Below are 24,487 nucleotides of genomic sequence, written 5' to 3'. Positions count from 1 at the left end.
ACTCAGTGCTTCATGCGTTGCGGCCTCGACTGCAACGGCGAATAATCAAAGGGAACAACATGCCTGATAAACACCTATCGACCCAGTTTGACAGCGAACTCAACGGCGTTTCTTCGCGCGTCATGGAACTCGGCGGCCTGGTCGAGTCGCAGATCCGTCTCGCTATTTATGCCTTGTCGCAATTCAGCGCTGAGAGCGCCAACCAGGTCATCGAAACCGAAGCGCGCGTCAACGCGATGGAAATCGACATCGACCGCGAGCTGTCTTCCATCATCGCGCGGCGCCAGCCCACGGCCCGCGACCTGCGCCTGCTGATCGCCATTTCCAAGACCACGGCCAACCTGGAGCGCGCCGGCGACGAAGCCGAGAAGATCGCGCGCATGGTCAAGTCCATCATCGAGAGTGGATCGGCCCGGGCCCTGCCTTCGTCAGACCTGCGCATCGCGGCCGAACTTGCCTCCGGCCTGCTGCGCAAGGCGCTGGACGCTTTTGCCCGGCTGGACACCGCGGTGGCGGTCTCCATCCTCAAGGAAGACGACCAGATCGACCAGGAATTCGACGGTTTTGTGCGCAAGCTCATCACTTACATGATGGAAGACCCGCGCACGATTTCGCCCAGCCTGGACCTGCTGTTTGTGGCCAAGGCCATAGAGCGCGTGGGCGATCACGCCAAGAACATCGCGGAATTCATCATTTACATCGTCAAGGGTGCCGACGTGCGGCACACGCCGATGGAACAGATCGAGTCTGCAGTAAAGTAAAGACGGAATGAAACACCTGCCACGCATACTGATTGTTGAAGACGAGCCGGCCATCGCCGAGTTGATTGCCGTCAACCTGCGGCATGGCGGCTTTGATCCCGTGGTGGCGGAAGACAGTGTGTCGGCCCAGCGCGAACTCGATGCCGTGCTGCCCGATGCCATCCTGCTCGACTGGATGCTGCCGGGCCAAAGCGGCCTGGCGCTGGCGCGCCACTGGCGCAAGCAGGCGCGCACCAAAAGCATTCCCATCCTGATGCTGACGGCGCGCGGCGACGAACCCGACAAGGTCGCCGGGCTGGATGCCGGCGCCGACGACTACATCACCAAGCCGTTTTCCACCCAGGAACTGCTGGCGCGCATACGCGCCGTGCTGCGCCGCCGCGCGCCCGAGTCGGTGAACGACAGCGTAACGGTGGGCGGCCTGGTGCTGGACGCCGCCACCCACCGCATTTCCCACCTGGGCCAGGAGCTCAAGCTGGGCCCGACTGAGTTCAAGCTGCTTCACTACCTGATGAAGCATGCAGAACGCGTGCACAGCCGCAGCTCGCTGCTCGACAAGGTATGGGGCGACCACGTCTTTATTGAAGAGCGCACCGTCGACGTCCACGTCAAACGGCTGCGCGAAGCCCTGGGCTCGGCGGGCACCATGGTGGAAACCGTGCGCGGCGCGGGTTACCGGCTGACGGCGATGGCCGCCAACAACCCGGTCGCTGCGGCACAATCCAGCGCATGATCAACCGGTGGATTATTTTCGCCGCCTGCATGCTTGTGGGCGGCGGTTTGGGCTTTTGGGCGCGCACCGTCAACGGCCTGAGTTTCGGCCTGGGCATAGGCCTGGCGGTGGCCGCCATGGTCTGGCTGGTGATCGACAGCCTCTTTATCAATCGCCTGCTGCGCTGGCTGCGGGCCGAGCAGAACAACGACACGCCCGCCGTGATGGCCGGCAGCGCGCCCAGCCTGCCCGGCGTTTGGGGCGAGGTCACCGACCGCACCCGTCGGCTGCTCAAGAACCGCGACCAGCAATACCAGGAAAGCCAGGCCAGGCTCGACGAATTTCTGGCGGCCATGCAGGCTTCCCCGAGCGGTGTGGTGCTGCTCGACGCGCAAGGGCGCATCGAATGGTGCAACCAGATGGCCAGCCAGCATTTCGGCTTCGATGCCCAGCGCGACGTGATGCAGCACATCGCCAACCTGGTGCGCGACCCGGCCTTCAAGGCCTACATGGCGACGGGCAACTTCGCGCACGACGTGGTCATTCCGGGCAGTTCCAGCACGCCGGCGCGCCCGGTGAAGCTCTCGGTGCACGTGCACTCCTACGGAAAGGACCGCAAACTGCTGCTGTCGCGCGACATCACGGCGGTGGAACTGGCCGAAGCCATGCGCCGCGATTTCGTGGCCAATGTGTCGCATGAAATCCGCACGCCGCTGACCGTGCTGTCCGGCTTTATTGAAACCCTGCAAACCCTGCCGTTGAAGGAGCCCGAGCGTGCCCGCTACCTGGCATTGATGTCGCAGCAGTCGCAGCGCATGCAGACCCTGGTCAGTGACTTGCTGACCTTGTCGCGTCTTGAGGGCAGCCCTTTCCCAAGCGCTAACGACTGGATGACGCTGGGTGCGCTGCTGGCCCAGTGCGAGCAGGAGGCCAGGGCCTTGTCGGCGGTGATCGCGCCGCACGGGCACCGGTTGGAGTTCGAGTCCGGCCCGGTCTCTGAAATCGCCGGTGTGCAGACCGAGCTTTACAGCGCCATGTCCAATCTCGTGACCAACGCGGTGCGCTACACGCCCGAAGGCGGCCTGGTTCGCGTGAGCTGGAAGCTGCTGGAAGACGGCCGCGGTGAGTTCAAGGTCAAGGACACCGGCCCCGGCATCGCGCCTGAACACCTGCCACGCCTGACGGAGCGCTTTTATCGCATAGATCGCAGCCGTTCACGTGAAACCGGCGGCACCGGACTGGGCCTGGCCATCGTCAAGCACGTGGCCCAGCGCCATGGCGCCGAACTGCATATCGAGAGCGAGCCGGGTCAGGGCTCCTGCTTTTCCATTGTCTTTCCGGCCTCGCGCGTGCGCCGGGTTCAACTCGCTCAGGCCGCCTAAGCAGCCCGGGCTTCGGGTGCAAGCGGCGGCCGCAGGCTGCGCCTGACGGCGTGCCACAGCAGGCCCAGGAAGCAGGCCGCCACCAAGGCGATGGCCACCGTGCTGGCCGCCCAGAAGCTGGCCGCCGATTGCGTGGCCGCATGGCCCGCGATGCCCTCATAGGCCAGGCGGTAGCCGCCCAGCAAGCCCAGGCCCCAAAGGAGCACGCCATAGAGCGCCAGGGGCGCAATGGTGATCCGGTAGCAACGCAACAAAAACGCCGTCAGGGCCTGGGTGGCGTCGGCGACATGGTAGAAGGCCACCCACACCAGGAGCGAGGATGCCAGCGTGATGATTTCAGGGCTGCTCGAGTACCAACGCGCCAGCAGGGGCCCGGCCAGAGACACAAAAGCCGCCAGAGTGACCGCCGCCAGCCCGGTGACCTTGAGCCCGAGCAGCACCACGCGTTTGGCATAGTCCGGCCGGCCGGCGCCCATCCAGAAGGACACGCGCGCGCTGCAGGCAATCGCCATCGACAGCGGCATCATGTAAAGCACGGCCGCCACGCTAGAGGCGATCTGGTGGCTGGCCGAGGCGACCGTGCCCAGGCGGGCGATAAAAAGGGCCATCAGCGTGAACGAGGTCACCTCCACCAGGTAGGCCAAGCCGCCCGGGATGCCCAGGCGCGCGAAGTTGCCGATCTGCGACCAGTCGGGCTTTTCCATGCGTTGCCAGATGCGGTAAGGGATGTACATCGGCTGTGTGCGCAGCATCAGGAAGGCCAGCACCAGCAGCAGGTAGTTGACGATCAGCGTGGCCCATGCGCAGCCCACGGCGCCCATGGGCTCCACACCGGCGCCGCCGGCCACCAGCCAGATGGACAGCGGAATCTTGACCAGCAGCGCGCCGACTTGCAGCCAGGTGACCAGCAGCGGCTTGCCCAGCGATTGGTTAAAAGTGCTGTAGATGCGAAACAGCAGCGAGGGCGCAAACGCAAAGGCCAGCACCGCGAGGTAGTGTTGCACCTCGTTCCGCATCAGCTCAGGCACCTGGGCCCAGCGCAGCAGCGGGCCGGGGAACAGCATCGCCGCCATGCCCACCGCCACGATGAAGCAGCAAAGGTACATGCTCTGCCGCAGGGATGCGCCCACCGCCTCGTGGCGCCGCGCGCCCAGCATCTCGGACCAGATGGGCAGCAGTGCCTGCACGATGCCGATCAGCCCGACATACACGCTGACATAAAGGGCCGAACCCACCGACAGCGCGGCCAGCGCCTCGTCGCTGTAGCGGCCCGCGATCACGGTGTCGGCCACGCCGAAGGCCATGACGGCCAACTGCCCGACCAGCACCGTGCCCGCGTGCCGGCTGATGACCTTGAGTTCGCTCAAGGCCGGGTCTTGCCGCTGGCGCGGCGGGAAGGGGTGGGCGGGTTAGCGGGGGTATCGACGCTGACCCGTTTATAGAGCAGCACGTTCTCGGTTTTGTCCGTGGGCCTGCGTACTGTCGCCTGGAAGGCCCAGTCGGGCAGGTTGACCCTGCTGCTGAGCCTGGGCTGCGCTTCGATGTCGACGATCAGGTAGGGGCAGCTGGCCTGCGCGCCGGCCTGGCGCAGCTCAAGCTGGCCGTGGTATTGCAGGGCGGCGGCCTGGGCGCTGCCTATGCCGTAGATTTCGACGCAGGCGTTTTTGTCCACCAGGCTGGCGATTTGCCGCGACATGGGCGCGAAGCTGCGCGCGTAGTCGAGCAGCGGCAGCCACAGCGTCATCAGCAGCAGCCAGCATAAAGTGGCGCCACCGGCCGGCAGCACCAGCGACTTCCAGACGGCTGCGCGCTGTGCGCCGGCCCGCCATTTGACCAGCCAGGCCCAGGCCAGGCTGGCGGCCAGCGCAAAAAGAAAAGCCAGCCAGGAAAAGCTGGGTTCGAAGCCGGGGGCGAGCTTGGCCACGTTGGCGGCGGGCTGGCGCGGCACGCCGGTCTGCATGGCGATCCAGACCACCCAGATGATGATGCCGCAGCCGGTAAAAAACAGCAGCGTGAACCAGTCGATCAGCGAGGCCACGCTGCGCTTGAGCGTGGGCAGCGCGAAGGCTGCCAACGCGGCCAGCGGCGGAAGGCTCAGCAGCAGGCTGCGGTCGGAGGCGGTGGTGGTCAGCGTGGCGGCCACGGCCATGGCGGCGAACCACAGCGGCAGCGCAACGTGGCGGCTGGCCAGTTGCCGGCGCCAGCGGTAAAGCGTCCACATCGCCAGCGGCCAGGCCGGCCAGGTGAACCACAGCAGCAGGCGCCCCAGGCTGCGCCAGTCTTTCCAGGCCGAGGCCTCGTCGGTGCCGGGCAGGTGGATGCGCCAGCGCCAGAGATCCAGGCTGTAAGCCAGCAACGCGACACCCAGCGTGATGGTGGTGATCAGCAGCACCCAGTGCCAGGACTGCTGCCTGGCCGCGGGGTCCGCCGGGTCGGCGCCCCAGTGCATATGCATCCACTCCACCAGCGCGCCGCCGACGCCCAGCAGCAGCGCCAGTGTGGGAGCGCCGCTCAGGGTCAGGCCGGCCAGGCCGATCAACAGGCCGAAGGCCGGCCCCAGGATTTTGGTGGCGCGGCGGTACGGGCTGGCCGCCATGGCGTAAAAGGCCAGGGCCGTGAAACCCAATTGCGCCAGCGCCGGCGTGGTTTCGTGGGAGAGCTGCGCCAGACCCAGGCTGGCGATCAGCGCCAGCAGGCCGGCGTCGGCGATGGCCCGGGCGTAGTCCACCGGGCTGGCCTCGCCGCCAAAGGCGAACGCGACCGGCTGTGCCAGCGGGCTGCGCGCCAGGTAATAGACCGCATACCAGGTGGCCAGCAGGGTGAGCACCAGCAGGCCCACAAAGGGCACCCGCACCGCCAGGGCCGGGTCCAGGAAAGGCAGCCATTTGATCGCGACCGCACCCAGCCAGTAAGGAGCGAGGGCATCAAATTCGGTGGCCCGGCCCAGCAACTGCGGCTGCAGCCAGTTGGCCACGGTCGAGGCCAGCTCACGCATCACGCCGAAAGCCGCAATATCTTCGTTCTTCCAGGGGCCGCGCCCGAGGAAGCCCGGCAGCACATAGGCCACGCAGAACAGCAGCAGCGCAAGCCGGGGCAGGCGGCGCACGGCGGACTGGGCAATGATGGCGGGTGAAGGTTTGTTCAAAACGGTTGGGGTCGGGAAGATGCGGGGGAGGGCCGGCAATGCCGCCGGGCCATCCCGGGCCACCGGTGATTTTGCGTCAAACCGCATTGTGGGGTTTGGCGTTGCCCGGCAAATTTTGCCGAAAAAAAAGCAGCCTGAATTTCAGGCTGCTTTTTGCAGGCTGGCGAAAGGATTCGCAGCTTACTTCGCAGCGGTCTTGCCGAAGCGGTTGCGGAATTTCTCGACGCGGCCGCCCATGTTGTCCACGGATTTTTGCGTGCCGGTGTAGAAGGGGTGCGATTCGCTGGACGTATCGAGCTTGTACAGGGGCAGTTCGCGGCCGTCATCCATGGTCACCATTTCTTTGGTGTTCACGCAGGAGCGGGTGACGAACTTGAAGTTGTTGGACAGGTCCAGGAAACAAACTTCGCGGTAATTGGGGTGAATGCCTTCTTTCATGATCTTTCCTTGTTCGATGCGGGAGCCACACAAGCCAGTCCTGGGCACTTTCCGCTAAGCCACTGATTATGGCATGAAATCAAGCACTTAGCGCCGTTTTAGCCCAAAAATGGTAGATTTCCCACGGAGGGCCCCGATCCCAACCCAGCCGGGGCCGCGGAACCGGCTTTGCCGGGCCGCAGGCGCAGCGGCCCCCTCGGGGGGCAGTGAGCTACACGAAGTGAGCGACCGTGGGGGCTACGTTTTAGCCGCCTCGCCGCATCATGTCGAAGAATTCGTGGTTATTTTTAGTCGCCTTCATGTTCTTGAGCATGAGCTCCATGGACTCGATTTCGTCCATGTTGTACATGAATTGGCGCAAAATCCGCGATTTTTGGAGAATTTCGGGCGCGAGCAGCAGTTCTTCCTTGCGGGTGCCGCTGCGGTTGAGGTGGATGGCCGGGAACACGCGCTTTTCGTAGAGGCGGCGGTCCAGGTGGATTTCGCAGTTGCCGGTGCCCTTGAATTCCTCAAAGATCACCTCGTCCATGCGGCTGCCGGTATCGACCAGGGCCGTACCGATGATGGTCAGGCTGCCGCCTTCCTCGATTTTGCGGGCCGCGCCGAAAAAGCGCTTGGGGCGCTGCAGCGCATTGGCGTCCACGCCGCCGGTCAGCACCTTGCCGGAAGAGGGCAGTACGTTGTTGTAGGCACGGGCCAGGCGGGTGATGGAGTCCAGCAGGATGACCACGTCCTTGCCGAGTTCGACCAGGCGCTTGGCGCGTTCGATCACCATTTCGGCCACGTGCACGTGGCGTGCGGCCGGTTCGTCGAAGGTTGAGGAAATTACCTCGCCGCGCACGCTGCGCTGCATTTCGGTCACTTCTTCAGGGCGTTCGTCCACCAGCAGCACCATCATGACCACGTCGGGGTAATTGGCGGTGATGGCGTGAGCGATGTTCTGCATCATCACGGTCTTGCCGGACTTGGGCGGCGCCACCAGCAGGGCGCGCTGGCCTTTGCCGATAGGCGAGACGATGTCGATGATGCGGCTGGTCAGGTTTTCTTCGCCCTTGATGTCGCGCTCAAGCTTGAACTGCTCACGCGGGAACAGCGGGGTCAAGTTCTCGAACATGACCTTGTGCTTGTTGTCTTCCGGAAGGCCGTCATTGACCTTGTCGAGCTTGTTCAGCGCGAAGTAGCGTTCGCCGTCCTTGGGGGTGCGCACTTCGCCCTCGATCATGTCGCCGGTATGCAGGTTGAAGCGGCGGATCTGGCTGGGGCTGATGTAGATGTCGTCGGTCGACGCGGTGTAGCTCGAATCAGGGGCACGCAGGAAGCCGAAACCATCGGGCAGCACTTCCAGCACGCCGTCGGCGACGATGGTCTCGCCGGTTTTTGCACGTTTTTTGATGATGGCGAACATCAGCTCCTGCTTGCGCATGCGGCCGACGTTTTCGATCTCAAGGGCTTCGGCCTGCTTGAGGACTTCAGACACGTGCAGTGCCTTGAGTTCGTTTAAGTGCATGGAATTACTCCTTGCGGAGTTCATTGATGGAAAACGGGGGAGGTTTGAAAAGAAGCCGCAGAAGGTGGCTTACAAACCGGTAACTCGAACCGGGCGCTGAGGGCCGACCGGTGAATAAGACACATTATGACAGGAAATTCAGGCGGAAAACTGCGTGGGATGGGGGCTGAAATCCACGTGCCCGTGCGGGCGATTGAGAGAGTGCGCCGGTCAGGAAGCGGCGGGGCGCCGAGCTTCCTTTTCCGGCGCGAAGCTTCAGGCCAGTTGCTGGTCGATGAAGGCGGTCAATTGGGCCTTGCTCATGGCGCCGACCTTGGTGGCGGCCAGCTTGCCGTCCTTGAACAGCATCAGCGTGGGAATGCCGCGGATGCCGAACTTGGCGGGGATGTCGCGGTTTTCGTCCACGTTCATCTTGGCGATCTGCAGCTTGCCGTCGTAGCCGGTTGCCACTTCATCCAGGATGGGAGCGATCATCTTGCACGGACCGCACCATTCGGCCCAGTAATCCACCAGCACGGGTTTGGAGGATTGCAGCACATCGGCTTCGAAGGTGGCATCGGTGGTATGTTTGATCAGTTCGCTCGCCATGGCGGCTCCTTTGTCTTGGTTAGGATGGTTACGATACGTAGGGCTAAAGTTGCAGTCATTGTGGCAGAAAGCAAGTGGCCGGGTCGGGCAGGCAGGGGCTATCACCCTGATAGCCACCCGCTCAATCCGCCTGCGGTCCGCCCCGGTCTCTTTTCTGTTTCCCGCCGCCCAACCCACTCATGCCACCAGCCCATACCGTCGATGCCGTCCCGCCTGATGCACTGTGCTGGCGCCAGGCCATGGCCGGGCTGGCAGCGGCGATCATGGCGCGAGGTGTGCATCCGGCCGAGTCCGTCGTGCTGTTGCCCTATGCGCAACTGATCCAGCAGGCCCGCCAGGCTTGGGCTGCACAGGCCGGCGATACCTTTTTCGTCCCACGCTTTGAGACCACCATGAATTGGGCCGGCGGCCTGGGCGGCACGCTGGGGCTGTTCATGCCCTCGGGCGACGATTTGCGCATGGATGTCGCCGTCGACATGCTCACGGCCACTTCGCTGCTGGAACGCGCCGGACTCGGTAGCCAGCAGGATGCGTTGGCCGGGCGCCTGGTCGAGGCCGCCTGGAGCCTGGCCGGCGTGGCCGCCGCCGTCATGCCGGCGCGGCGCCGGGCCTGGAGCGAAGGACTCGCGCAGGCCCTGGGCGCCGGCCTGGACTCCCCGGTGCTGGCGCTCGAAGCCGCCGTGGGCCGCATCGCGCTGGCCTGGGCCGCGGCCTCGGCCTACGCCACGGACCGCCTGTTTCTGGCCCAGCCCGCGCTGTTCGCCGTGCTCGAAGGCTTCCAGGCCGACCCGCTGACCGAGGCGCTCAAGGCGCATTTCGGCGATCGCTCCCTGTCCATCCCCTTGTGCATTCCCCTGGAGGCTGGCCCGCCGCCCGCCTTGCATGCCGCGCAGGACGCCGAAGACGAAGCCGGGCGCGCCGCGGCCTGCGTGCTGGCCCATCTGGCGCAGGGGCGCAGCCCGGTCGCCCTGATCGCGCAGGACCGGCAGCTCACACGCCGCGTGGGCGCCATGCTGGCCGAGCGCGGCATCGCCATGCGCGATGAAACCGGCTGGAAGCTTTCCACCACGCGCGCAGCCGCCGCCCTCATGAGCCTGCTGCGCGCCTTGCCCTGGGATGCTTCCACCGACGCCGTGCTGGACTGGCTCAAGAATGCCCCCGCTTTTGAGCCCATGCTGGTCACGGCCGCCGAAACCGAGCTGCGCCGCGTCGGCGTGCGCGCCTGGCGCGACCTGCCGGCCTTTGCCGCCGAAGACATCGTGCCGCCGGCCTTTATGGCCACCCAGCCGCTGGCCCTGCAGGCCAATGCGTTGCGCGCGCCCCTGGCCCGCGCCCGCCCGCTGGCTGTGTGGCTGCGCGACCTGCGTGCCGCGCTGCAGGCGGCCGGCCAGTGGGATGCGCTGGCCGAAGACGAAGCCGGCCAGGCCGTGCTCGAGGTGCTGCGCCTGTATGACGGCGCTGAAGTTGAGTTCGAAGCCTCGCCTGTGATGCGGCTCAATGACTTCACCCAGTGGGCCAACCAGGCGCTCGAAGGTGGCAAGTTCGCGCCGCCGCATCCGGCGGCCGAGCAGGTCGTGATCCTGCCGCTGCCGCAACTGCTGGGCCGGCCCATGCGCGCCGTGGTGCTGCCCGGCTGCGACGAGATCCGCTTGCCGGTGTCGCCCGAGCCCACCGGCCCCTGGACGCCCAGCCAGCGCGAACTGCTGGGGCTGCCTTCGCGCGAAACCCTGGCCGGGGCGGCCCGCCAGGCCTGGCTTTATGCCTTGCAGGCGCCCCAGGTTGACGTGTTGTGGCGGACCAGCGAATCGGGCGAACACCTGATCCCCAGCGGCTTTGTGCAGGAGCTGCTGCTGGCGCAGGACGATGCCGGGCAAGAAGCCTGGATCGCCGCCGACCCGCGCAGCCTTCGCGCCGTGGGCATCGAGCCCACGCCGCATCCTTTTCCCACCGGTGAGGCCTTGCCCATTACCAAGCTGTCAGCGAGCGCCTATGAAGACCTGCGCCGCTGCCCTTACCGCTTCTTCGCGCTGCGCCAGCTCAAGCTGCAGGAACCCGAGGAGCTTGAAAGCGAACTCGGCAAGCGCGACTTCGGCAACTGGCTGCATGACCTGCTGCGGCATTTCCACGAGGCGCTCAAGGCAGCGCCCACGGCTGATCCTGCCGTGCGCGTCACCATGATCAATGCGGCTGCCGAGCAGGCCGCACATGAACTGGCCCTGGGTGAAAGCGAATTTCTGCCTTTTGCCGCCGCCTGGCCCGGCGTGCGCGAGGGTTACCTGAAATGGCTGGCCGAACACGAAGCCACTGGCGCCACTTTTGACGAAGCCGAGGTCTGGCGCGAAATGCCGCTGGGCGAGCTGACGCTGCTCGGCAAGCTGGACCGCATAGACCGCCAGGCCGACGGCCATGCGCTGCTGATCGACTACAAGACCGAGCCGCGCGCCACCACGGCTGAACGCATCAAGGGCGGCCAGGAAGACACGCAACTGGCCTTTTACGCCGCGCTCATGAGCGACGACACCCTGGCCGCGGCCTACGTCAACCTCGGTGAAAAAGAGCCGACAAAAACTTATGAGCAGCCCGAGATCGTCGGCTTGCGTGATGAACTGATAGACAGCATCTTGACCGACATGGCCCGCATCGCGCGCGGCGCGGCGCTGCCGGCGCTGGGCGAAGGCAAGGCCTGTGACTATTGCGCAGCGCGCGGTCTGTGCCGCAAAGACTTCTGGACTAACTGATGCCCCCACGTTCGTTCACTTCGTGTAACTCTCTGCCCCCCGAGGGGGCCGCTGCGCCTGCGGCCCGGCAAAGCCGGTTCCGCGGCCCCTGCTTGCAAGGGATACCTGTGCCCCTTGAGAAGGGCGTGCCATGAAAATTGCCCATACCGCCGCCTACGAATGCAACGGTGGGCCGGTCTCGGCCGAGGCCTTTTATGCGATTGCCTGCGACCCGCGGCGCAGTGTGGCGGTCGAGGCCTGCGCCGGCGCCGGCAAGACCTGGATGCTGGTTTCGCGCATTGTGCGCGCCCTGCTGGACGGCGCCACGGCCGCGACCGGCCAGCAGGTCTTGCCGCATGAGATCCTGGCCATCACCTTCACCAAAAAAGCCGCCGGCGAAATGCGCGAGCGCCTGGACGATTGGCTCAAGGCCTTTGCCAGTGCTGACGACGCCACCTTGCAGCGCGAGCTTGAAATGCGCGGCGTGCAGTTGGACCTGGGCGGCGCCAAGGGCCGGCAGGCCGCGCAACAGCTGCGCGAGCAGCTGTCCAATCTGTACCGCTCCATCCTGGCCAGCGGCCGCTCGGTGCAGATACGCACCTTCCACAGCTGGTTCGCGGCCTTGCTGCGCAGCGCGCCGGTCGCGGTGCTGCAGCGGCTGGAGTTGCCCGTCAACTACGAACTGCTCGAAGACGACGCGCCCGCGCGCGCTTTGGTCTGGCGGCGTTTTTACGCGGCGGTCGCGCTTGACGCCGCGCTCAAGGCCGACTTCGAGGCCGTGGTGCTCACCCACGGCCGCTTCCAGGCCGACAAGGCCTTGCAGGCCGCGCTCGACAAGCGCACCGAATTCACGCTGGCCGACGAAAAAGGCGTGATCGCCGCTTCGGTCCAGCCCTTCGCACTGCAGTTCACCGAATTCGGCGGACTTGATGAGCCGGAAGAACTGCTCAGCACGAATCGCTTTCACCGGCAGACCCTGAGGGACGCCGCCATGGCGCTGGGCCGCGCGAGCGCGCCGACTTTTTCGGCCAAGGGGGTGGAGCTGGAGCAGGCGCTGACGGCCGGCGACTTCCCGGCGGCCATCGCGGCCCTGCTGACCGAAAAAGGCACACCGCGCAAGTTCGGCGAAAAAATCATCGGCATCGAGCAGGTGCGCATTGCCCAGGACCTGGTGCTGCGCGTGATGGCGGCGCGCCAGCAGCACGACGCCTGGCAGCACCAGCAACGCATGGCGCGCCTGAGCCGCGTGCTGATTGCGCAGTTCACCGCCCTCAAGCGCGAACGCGGCTGGGTTGACATGAACGACGTCGAGCGCGCCGCGCTGTTGATGCTGGCCGACCCCGTGCTCTCGGGCTGGGTGCAGGAGCGCCTGGACGCGCGCATACGCCACCTGATGATCGACGAGTTTCAGGACACCAACCCGCTGCAGTGGCAGGCCCTGTATTCGTGGCTGATCGGCTATTCGGGTGCGGGCACGGCGCCCAGCGTGTTCCTGGTGGGCGACCCCAAACAAAGCATTTACCGCTTCCGCCGCGCCGAGCCGCAGGTCTTTCGCGCCGCGCAGGCCTTTGTGGTGCACGGCCTGGGCGGCGATTTGCTGAGTTGCGACCACACGCGCCGCAACGCCGAGGCTGTCATCGACACCGTCAACGCCGCCATGGTCACGGCGCGCGAGGCCGACGGCTACGACGGTTTTCGCGAGCACACCACGGCGTCCGGCGTGGCTGGCGCTGTGGGCCGCCTGCCACCCATCCCGCGCAACAAGGACGAGGAAGAAGCCTCGCCGCTGGCCGCCGGCTGGCGCGACAGCCTGACCACGCCGCGCGAACTGCCCGAGGAAACCCTGCGCACCCGCGAGGCCCGGCAGGCCGCCGCGTGGATATCGGAACAGATCGCCAGCGGCCTGCGGCCCCAGGACGTGATGGTGCTCTCGCGCAAACGCGCCGGCCTGCTGCCGCTGCAGGACGAGCTGCGCGCCCTGCACATTCCCGCCCAGGTCGGCGAAAAAACCGAACTCATTGATTGCTGCGAGGTGCTGGACCTGGTGGCGCTGCTCGACGTGTTGGTGTCGCCGCAGCATGATTTGTCGCTGGCGCGCGCGCTGCGCTCGCCGCTCTTCGGTCTGTCCGATGATGGCCTGGTGCAACTGGCCTTGCTGCAGCGCGAATACGGTGCGCCGTGGTACGAATTGCTGCAGAAGGAGGAACTGCTCACCCCCGAGCTGCAAGGCCTGGGCGAGACGCTGTCGCGCTGGAAGAGCTGGCTCGACAGCCTGCCGCCGCACGACGCGCTGCAAGGCATTTACGACGACGGCGACGTGCTGGCGCGTTTTGGTGCCGCGGCGCCGGCCGCGCAACGTGGGGCCGTGCTGGCCAACCTGCGCGCGCTGCTGGGCGTATCGCTGGAGCTGGACGGCGGCCGCTACGCCACGCCTTATGGTTTTGTGCGCGCCCTCAAGGCCGGCGGCACGCAGGCACCGGCCACTGTCAGCGGCGAAGCGGTGCGCCTGCTGACGATTCACGGCGCCAAGGGCCTGGAGGCCGAGGCCGTGCTGCTGCTGGACACCGACACCGTCGAGCGCAATGCCGACAGCATGGGCGTGCTGGTCGACTGGCCCGGCGAGGCCACCGAGCCGCGCAAGTTCGTCTTCCTGGTCAGCGAAAGCCGCCCGCCGGCCTGTGCCGCCGACACCCTGGCCGCCGAGCAGGCCGCCCGCAAGCGCGAAGAACTCAATGCGCTCTATGTGGCGCTTACGCGCGCGCGCCACACCCTGGTGATCTCTTCCATCGAGCCGCACCGTGTGACCACCGAAAGCTGGTGGCAGCGCCTGCAGGGGCTGCTGGGCGAACTGCCTGCGCCCGTGGCCGACGAAAGCGCCGGCCTGCACATCGATGCGGCGGATGCCGGCGTCTTCTACCTGCCCGAATTGCCCGAGCTGCCCCAAGTCCTGATGCCGGAGCCGCCCGACGTGCAGCGTCTCGACGAGGATTCCCTCAAGGCCCGCATCGGCAAGGCCATGCACCGTCTGCTCGAGTGGGGCGGTGCCGTGTTGCCCGAACAGGTGGCGGCTGCGGCGCGCGAGTTCCGCCTGAGCCCGGCCCAGGCCGCGCAGTCGGCCGCGCTGGCGGGCCGCATCCTGGCCGGCGAAGGCGCCTGGGCCTGGCGGCCCGATGTGCTCGCCTGGCAGGGCAACGAAGTCGACCTGGTCTACGCCGGCCAGGCCTTGCGGCTGGACCGCCTGGTGCAACGCAAGGACGCTGGCCACGAAGGCCACTGGTGGGTGCTGGACTACAAATCGGCCACCGCCCCGCAGCGCCAGCCCGCGCTGGTCGCGCAGCTGCAGGCCTACCGCGCGGCGGTGCAGCGCATCTACCCGGGCGCGCCCGTCAAAGCGGCTTTTCTGACGGGGCAGGGAACTGTGGTCCTTGTGGACTGATCACACCGGGCCTGTCCGGCGCCTATTCCTACTCTTTCCACTCCATGCCGGCTGAAAGGCACCCCATGTTCAAGCACTTCGCCGCTTCCCTGGCCCTGGCGGCCACCCTGCCGCTGGCCCTGGCGCAAAGCCCCACACCGGCCAATCCCACTGTGCGCCTGCGCGCCACGATTGAAAAAATCGATGCCACCAGCCTCACGGTCCGGGAGCGCAGTGGCGAAGTCATCACGTTGGTGCGGCCTGCCGCGATGGATGTCTCGGAAGTCTTTCCGCTGGCGTTGGCCGACATCAAGCCCGGCAGCTACATCGGCACCGCCGCCATGCCGCAGGCCGACGGCAGCCAGCTGGCGCTGGAGGTCGTGGTGTTCCCCGAAGCCGCGCGCGGCACCGGCGAAGGCCACCGCCCCTGGGACCTGCGGCCCGAAAGCACCATGACCAACGCCACCGTGGCTGACCTGGCCGCCGCGCCCACGTCGGTGCCCGGCGGGCAGAAGCTCACGCTGAAGTACAAAGACGGCGAAAAAACCGTCATCGTGCCGCCCGATGCGCCCGTGGTCTCCTTCAAGCCCGGCAAGGCCGATGAAAACGCGCTGCTGGTGCCCGGCGCCAAAGTGATGATCACCGCGCAGGAACAGGGCGGCAAGCCGACCGCGCTGCGCGTGATCGTCGGGCGCAATGGGTTTGCGCCGCCCATGTAGTTGAGGTTCGCGCTGCGCCGGGAAAGGGCGCCACGCCACCGCTGTAATAATCGAGCCATCCTGTTTCACCGAACCGCGTCTGCCTTGACGGCTGACGCTTTGCCGTTCGTGATCGCGAAGCTTTGGCTTCCTTAAGCTTTGGCTTCCTTGTTTTATTGTCCTGTTCCTGTCTAACCTGCGACCGCTGCACGCGGAAACCCCTTGATCCCTGGCGCATCTCCTCTTCAATCCTCACCCGCCGCCGCATTGCGCGTGGCCGTCATAGGCGGCGGTCCCGCCGGCCTGATGGCCGCCGAGGTACTGGCCGGCGCGGGGGCTGCCGTGTCCGTGCAGGTCTACGACGCCATGCCTTCGGTGGGCCGCAAATTTTTACTGGCCGGCATAGGCGGGCTCAACCTCACGCACTCCGAGCCGCCGCAGATTTTTCTCAGCCGCTACGGCGAGCGCGCCGCACAGTTGCAGCCCTTGCTGGCCGCCTTTGGCCCGGCCGAGCTGCGCGCCTGGGCCGAAGCCCTGGGCGTGGAAACCTTTATCGGCAGCTCCGGCCGCGTGTTCCCCAAGGATATGAAGGCCGCGCCGCTGCTGCGCGCCTGGCTGCAGCGCCTGCGCAATGCCGGCGTGAAATTTTCGATGCGGCACCGCTGGCTAGGCTGGGCCAATGACGGCATGCTGAAGTTCTCAACGCCCACCGGCGAGGTGCTGGCACAGGCCGACGCCGTGGTGCTGGCGCTGGGTGGCGGCAGCTGGGCGCGGCTGGGCTCCGACGGCGCCTGGGTGCCGCTGCTGGCCGCGCGCGGCGTGGCGCTTGCGCCGCTGCTGCCTGCGAACTGCGGCTTTGACGTCGCGGCACGGCCCGACAGCCCCGCGCAACTGCAGGAGGCAATCGCCGAGCCCGGCGAAACCCGCCGCGAATTTTTGCAGGAGCTCATAGGCAAAAGCCCGCAGCCGCACACCGGCTGGACAGAACATTTCGCCAGCCGCTTCGCCGGCCAGCCTTTCAAATCCGTCGCCATCCATTTCACCGATTCGCGCGGCCGTAGCTTCAGCCGCAAGGGCGAGTTCATCGCCACTGCTACCGGCGTCGAAGGTAGTTTGGTGTATGCCGCCTCCAGCCTGCTGCGCGACGAGATCGCCGCCCACGGCAGCGCCACCTTTATGCTGGATTTGCTGCCCGACAAATCAGCCGAGCAGGTATTGGTCGAAGTGCGTCACCCGCGTGGCTCGCGTTCCCTCTCCAGCCACCTCAAAAGCCGACTCAATCTTGACGGCATCAAGGCCGCCATGCTTTATGAACTGCTGGGCAAGGACGCCATCGCCGACCCGGTGCGCCTGGCCGCTGGCATCAAGGCCCTGCCGGTGCGTGTGACGGCGGCCCGGCCGCTGGACGAGGCCATCAGCACCGCCGGCGGCGTGGTGTTCGAGGCCATGGACGCGCAACTGCAATTGCAGAATCTCAAAGGACCCGGCCAGCCCGTGTTCTGCGCCGGCGAGATGCTGGACTGGGAAGCGCCGACGGGCGGCTACCTGCTGACCGCCTGCTTTGCCAGCGGCCGCGCTGCGGGGCAGGGCGTTATTGCGCATTTCGGCTTGTAGCCTGATAGGCGTGGGACTCAAGCGCAATTGAGTGAGGCTTCTTTGTGTTGCTGGCCTTCAGCATCGCCAGAGTGGTAGAAAACCTTGGTTTGGGTTAGTATTACATACGTTATAACTTACAGGCGTATGTCATGCACACTCTCAAACTGACCCAAATTGGTAATTCCATCGGCGTGATCTTGCCGCGCGAAGTGCTGGGGCGGCTCAAGCTTGAAAAAGGTGAGTCCGTGTTTCTCATGGAGACACCGGATGGTTACGTCATCACGCCCTACAACCCCGCCCTGGACGAGCAGATTCAGGCAGGCCGTGAATTCATGCGTGAATACCGGGACACCTTCCACCAGCTTGCCAAATGAGCTGGCGCTGGATCGACAAACAGGCCTTGCTGCTGTTGCACGGCGAAAGCCTGGCCGAGCACGGCGGTGGTGAGGGCTTGCGTGATGAGGGCCTGTTGGACTCCGCGTTGGCCCGACCTTTAAACCTGCTTGCCTATGGCGAACCCGACGTAGCCGCTCTGGCTGCAAGTTACGCCATGGGTGTGGCGAAAAATCATCCCTTTGTCGACGGCAACAAGCGCGCTGCCTTTTTGACGGTGGGTATGTTTCTTTATTTGAACGGATACCGTTTGAGTACAACGCAAGCGGATGCAACCGTCACCGTGCTGGCGCTGGCCGCGGGTGACATCACCGAAGAGCAGTTTGCCGCCTGGCTTCGCAGAACAGTGCTTGCTCGACCTGGAAAAAAATTGTGATTTCGCTGATGAAGAGGAGCTTGCGATGATTGTCCGTTTCCATATCGAACCGATGATGCAGGAAGAGTTCGAGTACCGCGTCAGCTACGAAGGCGAAGACCTTTTCGGCGACGCCGGCCTGGACAGCGTCGAGGCCTGCATCATCGCCGCCACCGAAGGACTGGGCCAGGACGCCATCGCGGCCGAAGTGGCTTACAAAGGCATCATCAGCGGCACTTATGCGCTGGCCTCGCTGGCCCTGGCCTCGGCGCAGATCGCCCAGCATGCCTTGCAAACCACAGAGGCGATTGAAGAGGCGGCCAGGTAGTCTCCCCGGTAGGCCAAAAGACTCACGGGGCCTTGAATCAGTTGCTTTGGTTTGTGCGCTAGCGTACATACCAGGAGGCCTTTACTGCCTATACTCCGAAGACGGTGCGAGACCTCTGCCAGAGGCCGACTCGAAGCCAGATCCGCCCGGAGTTCGCAATCAGCACTTCCCCCGACCCCAAAAAGAACCAACTGCTCGCCGCCTTGCCGGACGCGGAGTGGCAGCGCTGGGCGCCGCAACTGGAGTGGGTCGACATGCCGCTGGGCCAGGTGCTCTATGAATCGGGCAGCACGCTGGCCCATGTGTACTTCCCCGCCACGGCCATCGTCTCCCTGCTCTACGTGATGGAGAACGGCGCCTCGGCCGAAATCGCGGTGGTCGGCCATGAAGGTGTGGTCGGTATCTCGCTCTTCATGGGCGGCGAATCCACCACCAGCCGCGCCGTTGTGCAAAGTGCCGGCCAGGGCTTTCGCCTGGGGGCCGATGTGATCAAGGAAGAGTTCAAGCGCGCGCCGGTGCTGCACCTGCTGCTGCGCTACACACAGGCTTTGATCACCCAGATGGCGCAGACGGCCGTGTGCAACCGGCATCATTCGCTGGACCAGCAACTGTGCCGCTGGCTGCTGCTGAGCCTGGACCGGCTGCAGGGCAATGAACTCGTCATGACGCAGGAGCTCATCGCCAACATGCTGGGCGTGCGCCGCGAGGGCGTCACCGAAGGCGCGCTCAAGCTGCAAAACCTCGGGCTCATCCGCTATTCGCGCGGCCGCATCACGGTGCTGGACAGGCCGGGCCTGGAGCAACGCACCTGCGAATGCTATGCCGTGGTCAAGAGGGAATACGACCGGCTGCTGCCCGAAAAGCTTGCGGTCTAGGCGGCCGTTTGCGGTCTGTGTTCGCCGGCACACGGTGGCGTGTGCGGTATGTCGTGCATACTGGGACACCGAATTGAACTGACGACAGTAGCGCGGCCTTGTCCATGACCCGGCACATCCGGGAGTCCTAGAACCTGTTCACGGCCTAAACGGAGCCGCGTTGGGGTGCAATCGGGATGAGTGGGTCGCGCGAGAACGCCGCATGGGCTAATGCCCATGCAAGGGCTCGGGTGGCTCAATCGCCCGATTTCACCCCAACCCGGAGGGCAAGCGCCTTCTCGGGCGGTCTGCGGCGTTGCGGCGCTGGCCCATAGCGATGCTATGGGCTGGCGCACCGCGCCTTGCATCCCATCCCGAGAAGGTGCTTGCGCGGCCCCGTTTAGGCCGTGAACAGGTTCTTCACCGGAGAGCCATCTTGGCCCCTGTCGAAAACCACCTCATTGAGATTCTCCCGCGCAAGGACCGTCTGCGCCTGCTGGCCGTTTGCGAGCCTGTCGAGCTGGTGCTGGCCCAGGTGCTCTGCGATCCCGGCAAGCCCACGCGCCATGTCTACTTTCCCATCGACGCCTTTATTTCCCTGGTGGCCATGGTCGAAGGCAGTCCCGGCGTGGAAGTCGGTATGGTCGGCCGCGAAGGCATGCTGGGTGCGCAGCTGGCGCTGGGCGTCGTCACCGCGCCACTGCATGCGGTGGTGCAGGGGGCAGGCTCTTCCTGGCGGATCGGCACACCGGCTTTCCGGCGCGAGTTGGCGCGCAGCCTGCCGCTGCAGCGCGGCCTGGACCGCTACCTCTATGTGCTCATGGCCCAGCAAGCCGCCTCGGCCGCCTGCCTGCGGTTTCACCAGACCACCGAGCGCCTGGCCCGCTGGCTGCTGATGAGCCAGGACAGGGCGCATTCCGACCACTTCCACGTCACGCACGAGTTCCTGGCCTACATGCTGGGCATGCGCCGCGTCGGTATTACGGCCGCTGCCAAGGCCCTGCAGCGCGGCGGCCTCATCGAATACCACCGCGGCGATGTGACGGTGCTGGACCGCCCAGGCCTGGAAGCCGCGACCTGTAGCTGTTACGCGACCGACCGTAAGACTTACGCCCGCCTGCTGCACTGACGCTTGTACTGAGAAAGCTCGCGTTCCGGCGCGGCATACAAAACTTTGGCGCCGCATGTGCGGCACCGCACCGACGGGCAGCGTCAGGCCGCCTACAAATGAGGAGAAAGGCGATCACGGGCCCAGCCGGGCTGTGGTGCCCGTTCCATGCCGCAGCGCCATGCGGCATCCGTGTTAGCGAGGGTTTCGCCATGATCCGACTTGCTTCCGCACCTGCCCCCAGCCTCAAGCTGCTGGCGCGCTCCGCGCTGACCATGCTGAGCTCTCCCGAGCTCCTGAAGGAATCCCGATGCGAACTGCCCGCCAGCAGCGCCGCCGCGCTGGACGTGCTGCGCGACTGGGCCAAAGGGGACGGCGAGGGCGCTGATGACATCCATCTCGCCTCGCTTCCCGAGCGGCAACTCGAAGCGCTTGCACCCGACCATCCGATGGACATCGCCATCACCGACTGGGACGTGCTGTTCCGCGCTGTCAGGGCCAGGCTCATGCTCAGCGTCGGAGAAAAGCTCGCGGCCGCGCCCAAGTCGCAGGCCGAAGAGGCGGCCGAACTGGTGCAGTCCATTGTGCTCGAATGCGTGGGTGCCTTGCACCAGCTGCACCTGGCGCTGATGCAGGAACGCGGCCAGCGCGATCATCCGGCGGCGACGGCAGCGGGCGTGCAGGCCAACCGGCCGGCTTCCCTGCGCTGATGTTTCTTTTGGGATTTGCCTGGGGGCCTGTCAGGCCGGCCTGGACGCGACCGGCAGGGGTGGAGCGGGCCTGAAGCTCTCCAGGTGGGCGATGATCAGGTCCGTCACCTCCATCCCGCCCAGCGAACTCAGCGCAAAGAAGGCCGTCGAGCCGGCATTGCCGGTTTGCGGGTCATAGTACTGTGACGGCACCTGCCGCAAATAACGCGCGCGCGGCTTGCTGTCCTGCACCTCATACACCCGGGCATCGTCGGCAAGTCCCACTTGCAGCCCATGAAGCGGGCCGCCTATGCAGGTCATCAGCATTGCATTGTTGTCCTCTGTTCAGCGGACTGTATACGCATGGGGCGTTTGTGGCTATGGCCCTTTCGGCTGGCCTGGCGGCCTGGACGGCCGGATAGCAGGGCGGCAAACCTAAAATGGGGCTGACAGATCAAAGGCAAAAATCCTTTGGCTGAGCTCGCAGGGCCAGTTTCCGGCCCACATCCCCGTCCCACGTCCCTTTAATGAAACCCTATTCCGTCCTCTTCGTCTGCATGGGCAATATCTGCCGCAGCCCCACGGCCCATGGCGTGTTCCAGCAAAAAGTCATGGACCGCGGCCTGGCCCACCAGATTCAGGTCGACTCGGCCGGCACGCACAACTACCATCCCGGCAACCCGCCCGACGAGCGATCACAGGCCCATGCATCCAGACGCGGTTACGACCTCTCAGGCCTCAGGGCCCGGCAGATTTCGGATGCGGATTTTGAGCGCCACGATTTGATCCTGGCCATGGACTGGGACAACCTGGCTTTGGTGCAGGACGATTGTCCCGCTGAGCATCTTTATAAAGTGCGCAGGCTCACGGAGTTTTGTTTGAGGCATGACAGCCCGGTGGTGCCTGATCCTTACTACGGTGGCAAGGATGGCTTTGAGCACGTGCTGGATCTGGTGGAGGATGCCTGCGAGGGGTTGATGCGCCACGTTGAGCAGCGCTTGTAGCCGCATAAAGGCCTTCGCCGAGCCTCCCTTTCCCCGCCATCTACTCCATGTAGATGATGCTGTTTTCGGAACTAAAGCGCAGACTCGGGGCGCCCGTTCCGGGCCATGGGGATGCGCATGAAAACAATATTGATTCTTTTGGTGCTCTGCACCATTTCGATGGGGACTTACGCAAGAGGTGGGGGCGGAGGTGGGCACCGCAGCTCAGGAAGCCACTCCAGCGGCGCCTCTCATCACAGCTCCTCGGGGCATGTGAACAGCCAGAACCACTCGGTACACGGCTACACCAAAAAGGACGGCACCCATGTCGCTCCAAGCCACGCGACCAATCCCAATTCGACCAGGCGCGACAACTACACGCACAAGGGAAACACCAATCCCTATACCGGCAAAGAGGGAGCCAAGAAATGAAGCGGCGATTGTTTGCCGCGTGGATCGTTGCCGCATTGGTAGGTAACGAGGCGGCGGCGAGAGGCAGAAGCGGCGGGAAGCGTAGCGGTTCTGGAGGCCGTAGCGGCGGTGGCGGCAGAAGCCGTGGTTGCGGGTCCAGAGGGGGGCCTGGATACCGCAAGCCGAATGGGCAATGTGCTAGCTGGAAAGATTAGCGGGGAGGTCGATGTGGTACTTGAGTGAGCCTCAGGGCGCGCGCAGACAGATATTTTGCTTCGCTGGCTTGCATGTGCGTTGTCGCTGCCACCCGCTGGAGATGCTCACATGTTGAAGTATGTTTGGATAATTTGGATCACTTATCTCCAACATAAAATTCCACTGCTTTACTCAAGGAACAACGTAGTGATATCAAGCCTTCCGACATACGCCATTGAAGCAACGGTTTCCGTTGAAGAGTTTCGCTTGCTGCTGACGGAATCGGGTCTGGGAGTGCGCAGGCCGGTGGATGAGCCCGAGCGACTTCAGGCGATGCTCAGGAACGCCAACCTGGTGGTGACGGCCAGAACAGACGGCGTTCTGGTGGGTATTGCCAGGTCGGTTACCGACTTTGCGTTTTGTTGTTACCTCTCTGATTTGGCTGTAAGCCGCCAGGCACAGGGTAAGGGCGTAGGCGCTGGCTTGATTCAGGCAACACGCAAGCACTTAGGGCCGAATGTGAGCCTTATCCTCAGTTCCGTTCCGGAATCGGTTGGGTTTTATGAAAGCATTGGCATGGCGCCTTTACCCAACGGTTTCTGGCAGCGGCGCGAGCGGTAGGTAGACGTCAATGATGGAGGTCGTGCGTGACGGCGATTCGGACATATCGATGGAAGCACCGGAGGTTTAATCCTTCGACTGAGCCATGGCAGTTCCTTGCTTCATCTTATGAAGTAACACAGTCAAGTGATACAAAAACCGCTGCGGAGGGCCGCTATGGGCTCGAAACCCGCAAGAACTGCAGATTTGAAATGAATAAGGTGACGAGCCTTGACCTCACGGTTCAAACTCCTAAACCCAATATCCATGCGGGTTTGCAGACCCTTCCGGTTCCTCAAGTGACACAGCAGAGTGCCACGCGAAGCCGTAGCTTAACGCGGATCGGCTCTACTTTTTCATTAGCTCAACAAAGAGTTCAGCACCTCCTACCGTCAGCACTTGGAGTGGGTTCTCCTTGCAGTAGTTATCCATCCAGAGGAAGATTTGTTCGGCAGAACTGACCTTGTCGAGAGGGTCGTTCGGCTTACCGTTAGTCATCTTGTGCATAGCGCTCAGGCCGGACATGTAGCCGAGCAGCCAAGCCTTTCGAGGCTCTGTAGGCTGTTTTATCCAGCGCCCGCAATCGGGTGTTCCGAAAGCGACTTGTGCGTGAGCGGCCATAGATGTGACAAACATTAGCAGTATAAAAAATCGTTTTTGCATGATGTGCCCCCTCTGTGAAAGTCATGGTATAGCGAAGGCCTTGGCTTGACTACAGCGTTTTTAAGGGCCATTCGGGGAGGGTGTCATAAGCCATCAAAACGAACCCTGGTACTGTACAAAAATACAGCACTCTGGTTAGAATCGAGTTATGGACGACCTCACGCCAACCCAATGGATTTCCAAGTGTGCCGAGCGGCTGCATGAAAGGTGGCAGACGGTGGAACCTGGGCAGCTTGAAGAGGTGGCCGTGGGTATCTGGCAGGATGCCAACTTAAGAGCTATGGAGCCCTCGCAGGCGGCGGCGGTTTGGCTTTCGCCGATAACGCAGGATTCAAACGCTTAGTGTTTGAGGTAGGGCGTATATTCGCCGCAAAGGGAGTCAAAAGATGAGCGAAAAGAAAGCGCATTGGGGAAGTCAAATACTCCAGTGGGCAACCAATCTGACGCTGGGCTTAGCAGGGATAGCCTGTATCTTGCAGGGCGTTTTTGTGTTGTGGCTGCGCCCAGACATCACCGCGCCAATTCCTGGCCTCGCTGCGGGGCTCATCTTTTTGCTCGCGTCCTCCATAGAGCGTTTCGAAGTCCTCAAAGGACTAGGAGTGGAGGCTCGAACTCGCAAACTTGATGCCGCTATTTCTCAGGCAAACGCTACTCTTGAGCAACTACGCGAATTGGCTGAATTGTCGAGCGAAGTCATCGTTGTTGAATTCCACTGAAGTCTGACCCGAGTTTTCCATCGAATATTGACCCACACTCTTTGTGAGCAGAAGGTGCTCACGATGTGGATAAGTTCTTGGTTTTCTCCTTTTTGGGCTGAGTCTGTGTGGATCTGCCTCAAAGTGCGCCGCTGTTTCCGCGATTTTGTTGCCTCGATGACCAACCAGGTGGCCAGCTTCTCGGCGTAGGGATCGAGCTTGCTTGCGGTTGCCCGCCTTTGGTAGCTGGGCTC

Annotated in this window: 24 protein-coding genes; 17 read left to right on the top strand and 7 right to left on the bottom strand. The window is 64.2% G+C overall.

Annotated elements, in window-relative coordinates; translation table 11 throughout:
• Positions 1-59: 59 nt before the first annotated feature.
• Genes phoU through phoR form a run of 3 tightly spaced genes read left to right on the top strand, consistent with a single transcriptional unit; the run spans position 60 to position 2,855 of the window.
• On the top strand, positions 60-761 hold the full coding sequence (phoU, locus tag AC1DXS_RS19320) for a phosphate signaling complex protein PhoU (protein ID WP_413331142.1): 702 nt from the start codon (positions 60-62) through the stop codon (positions 759-761).
• Between the two features lie 7 nt (positions 762-768).
• Positions 769-1,494 (top strand): phosphate regulon transcriptional regulator PhoB, encoded by a 726-nt coding sequence (gene phoB / locus AC1DXS_RS19315; protein WP_477739085.1) that lies wholly within the window; start codon positions 769-771, stop codon positions 1,492-1,494.
• On the top strand, positions 1,491-2,855 hold the full coding sequence (gene phoR / locus AC1DXS_RS19310; RefSeq protein ID WP_477739084.1) for a phosphate regulon sensor histidine kinase PhoR: 1,365 nt from the start codon (positions 1,491-1,493) through the stop codon (positions 2,853-2,855). The genes phoB and phoR overlap by 4 nt, the downstream gene beginning before the upstream one ends.
• Here phoR and AC1DXS_RS19305 read toward each other — a convergent pair.
• The 5 genes from AC1DXS_RS19305 to trxA all read right to left on the bottom strand — a co-directional run bounded on the left by AC1DXS_RS19305 (position 2,852) and on the right by trxA (position 8,533).
• Positions 2,852-4,222: an MATE family efflux transporter gene (locus AC1DXS_RS19305; RefSeq protein ID WP_477739083.1), complete on the bottom strand. Its 1,371-nt coding sequence runs from the start codon at positions 4,220-4,222 to the stop codon at positions 2,852-2,854. The genes phoR and AC1DXS_RS19305 overlap by 4 nt on opposite strands.
• Positions 4,219-6,000, bottom strand: coding sequence for a hypothetical protein (locus AC1DXS_RS19300; protein ID WP_477739082.1), 1,782 nt, complete (start codon positions 5,998-6,000; stop codon positions 4,219-4,221). Before AC1DXS_RS19300 ends, AC1DXS_RS19305 begins: the two co-directional genes overlap by 4 nt.
• Positions 6,001-6,180: 180 nt before the next feature.
• Positions 6,181-6,438, bottom strand: coding sequence for a type B 50S ribosomal protein L31 (locus tag AC1DXS_RS19295; RefSeq protein WP_477739081.1), 258 nt, complete (start codon positions 6,436-6,438; stop codon positions 6,181-6,183).
• A gap of 244 nt (positions 6,439-6,682) precedes the next feature.
• Positions 6,683-7,945 (bottom strand): transcription termination factor Rho, encoded by a 1,263-nt coding sequence (gene rho, locus AC1DXS_RS19290; protein ID WP_477739080.1) that lies wholly within the window; start codon positions 7,943-7,945, stop codon positions 6,683-6,685.
• A gap of 255 nt (positions 7,946-8,200) precedes the next feature.
• On the bottom strand, positions 8,201-8,533 hold the full coding sequence (trxA, locus tag AC1DXS_RS19285; protein ID WP_477739079.1) for a thioredoxin TrxA: 333 nt from the start codon (positions 8,531-8,533) through the stop codon (positions 8,201-8,203).
• A gap of 179 nt (positions 8,534-8,712) precedes the next feature.
• On the opposite strand from trxA, the gene AC1DXS_RS19280 reads away from it, so the two are divergent.
• The 10 genes from AC1DXS_RS19280 to AC1DXS_RS19235 all read left to right on the top strand — a co-directional run bounded on the left by AC1DXS_RS19280 (position 8,713) and on the right by AC1DXS_RS19235 (position 20,707).
• A complete protein-coding gene (locus AC1DXS_RS19280; RefSeq protein ID WP_477739078.1) occupies positions 8,713-11,271 on the top strand; it encodes a PD-(D/E)XK nuclease family protein in 2,559 nt (852 codons plus the stop codon).
• Positions 11,272-11,401: 130 nt separating this feature from the next.
• Positions 11,402-14,686, top strand: a complete 3,285-nt coding sequence (locus AC1DXS_RS19275; RefSeq protein WP_477739077.1) for a UvrD-helicase domain-containing protein — start codon at positions 11,402-11,404, stop codon at positions 14,684-14,686.
• A gap of 65 nt (positions 14,687-14,751) precedes the next feature.
• Entirely contained in the window at positions 14,752-15,384 is a 633-nt protein-coding gene (locus tag AC1DXS_RS19270) for a hypothetical protein (protein ID WP_477739076.1), read from the top strand.
• A gap of 201 nt (positions 15,385-15,585) precedes the next feature.
• Positions 15,586-16,977, top strand: a complete 1,392-nt coding sequence (locus tag AC1DXS_RS19265) for a TIGR03862 family flavoprotein (RefSeq protein ID WP_477739075.1) — start codon at positions 15,586-15,588, stop codon at positions 16,975-16,977.
• A gap of 131 nt (positions 16,978-17,108) precedes the next feature.
• Positions 17,109-17,333 carry an AbrB/MazE/SpoVT family DNA-binding domain-containing protein gene (locus AC1DXS_RS19260; RefSeq protein ID WP_477739074.1) on the top strand — a complete coding sequence of 75 codons (225 nt, stop codon included), beginning with the start codon at positions 17,109-17,111 and terminating at the stop codon, positions 17,331-17,333.
• On the top strand, positions 17,330-17,728 hold the full coding sequence (locus AC1DXS_RS19255) for a type II toxin-antitoxin system death-on-curing family toxin (RefSeq protein WP_477739073.1): 399 nt from the start codon (positions 17,330-17,332) through the stop codon (positions 17,726-17,728). The genes AC1DXS_RS19260 and AC1DXS_RS19255 overlap by 4 nt, the downstream gene beginning before the upstream one ends.
• Before the next feature lie 25 nt (positions 17,729-17,753).
• Complete coding sequence (locus AC1DXS_RS19250) at positions 17,754-18,035, top strand: hypothetical protein (RefSeq protein ID WP_477739072.1); 282 nt, start codon at positions 17,754-17,756, stop codon at positions 18,033-18,035.
• Positions 18,036-18,193: 158 nt separating this feature from the next.
• Entirely contained in the window at positions 18,194-18,910 is a 717-nt protein-coding gene (locus AC1DXS_RS19245; RefSeq protein WP_477739122.1) for a Crp/Fnr family transcriptional regulator, read from the top strand.
• Positions 18,911-19,325: 415 nt separating this feature from the next.
• Entirely contained in the window at positions 19,326-20,018 is a 693-nt protein-coding gene (locus AC1DXS_RS19240; RefSeq protein WP_477739071.1) for a Crp/Fnr family transcriptional regulator, read from the top strand.
• A gap of 191 nt (positions 20,019-20,209) precedes the next feature.
• The gene (locus AC1DXS_RS19235; RefSeq protein ID WP_477739070.1) at positions 20,210-20,707 is read left to right on the top strand and encodes a hypothetical protein; all 498 of its coding nucleotides are present in this window, start codon (positions 20,210-20,212) and stop codon (positions 20,705-20,707) included.
• Between the two features lie 30 nt (positions 20,708-20,737).
• Here the strand turns inward: AC1DXS_RS19235 and AC1DXS_RS19230 are convergent, their stop codons facing one another.
• The gene (locus tag AC1DXS_RS19230; protein WP_477739069.1) at positions 20,738-21,013 is read right to left on the bottom strand and encodes a hypothetical protein; all 276 of its coding nucleotides are present in this window, start codon (positions 21,011-21,013) and stop codon (positions 20,738-20,740) included.
• Positions 21,014-21,213: 200 nt separating this feature from the next.
• Here AC1DXS_RS19230 and AC1DXS_RS19225 point away from each other — a divergent pair, with 200 nt between their 5' ends.
• From AC1DXS_RS19225 to AC1DXS_RS19215, 3 genes are all read left to right on the top strand, one after another.
• Positions 21,214-21,690: a low molecular weight protein-tyrosine-phosphatase gene (locus tag AC1DXS_RS19225; RefSeq protein ID WP_477739068.1), complete on the top strand. Its 477-nt coding sequence runs from the start codon at positions 21,214-21,216 to the stop codon at positions 21,688-21,690.
• A gap of 117 nt (positions 21,691-21,807) precedes the next feature.
• Positions 21,808-22,101, top strand: coding sequence for a hypothetical protein (locus AC1DXS_RS19220; RefSeq protein WP_477739067.1), 294 nt, complete (start codon positions 21,808-21,810; stop codon positions 22,099-22,101).
• Positions 22,102-22,404: 303 nt separating this feature from the next.
• Complete coding sequence (locus tag AC1DXS_RS19215) at positions 22,405-22,896, top strand: GNAT family N-acetyltransferase (protein WP_477739066.1); 492 nt, start codon at positions 22,405-22,407, stop codon at positions 22,894-22,896.
• A 327-nt stretch (positions 22,897-23,223) separates the two neighbouring features.
• On the opposite strand, the gene AC1DXS_RS19210 is transcribed toward AC1DXS_RS19215, so the two are convergent.
• Complete coding sequence (locus tag AC1DXS_RS19210) at positions 23,224-23,538, bottom strand: hypothetical protein (RefSeq protein WP_477739065.1); 315 nt, start codon at positions 23,536-23,538, stop codon at positions 23,224-23,226.
• Positions 23,539-23,924: 386 nt separating this feature from the next.
• On the opposite strand from AC1DXS_RS19210, the gene AC1DXS_RS19205 reads away from it, so the two are divergent.
• Positions 23,925-24,254, top strand: coding sequence for a hypothetical protein (locus AC1DXS_RS19205; protein ID WP_477739126.1), 330 nt, complete (start codon positions 23,925-23,927; stop codon positions 24,252-24,254).
• Positions 24,255-24,487: the final 233 nt, after the last annotated feature.

Source organism: Polaromonas sp. P3_B1 (assembly GCF_056402935.1).
The sequence above is the reverse complement of the archived record's forward strand: the minus strand, read 5'-3'. Positions and strand labels throughout refer to the sequence as shown.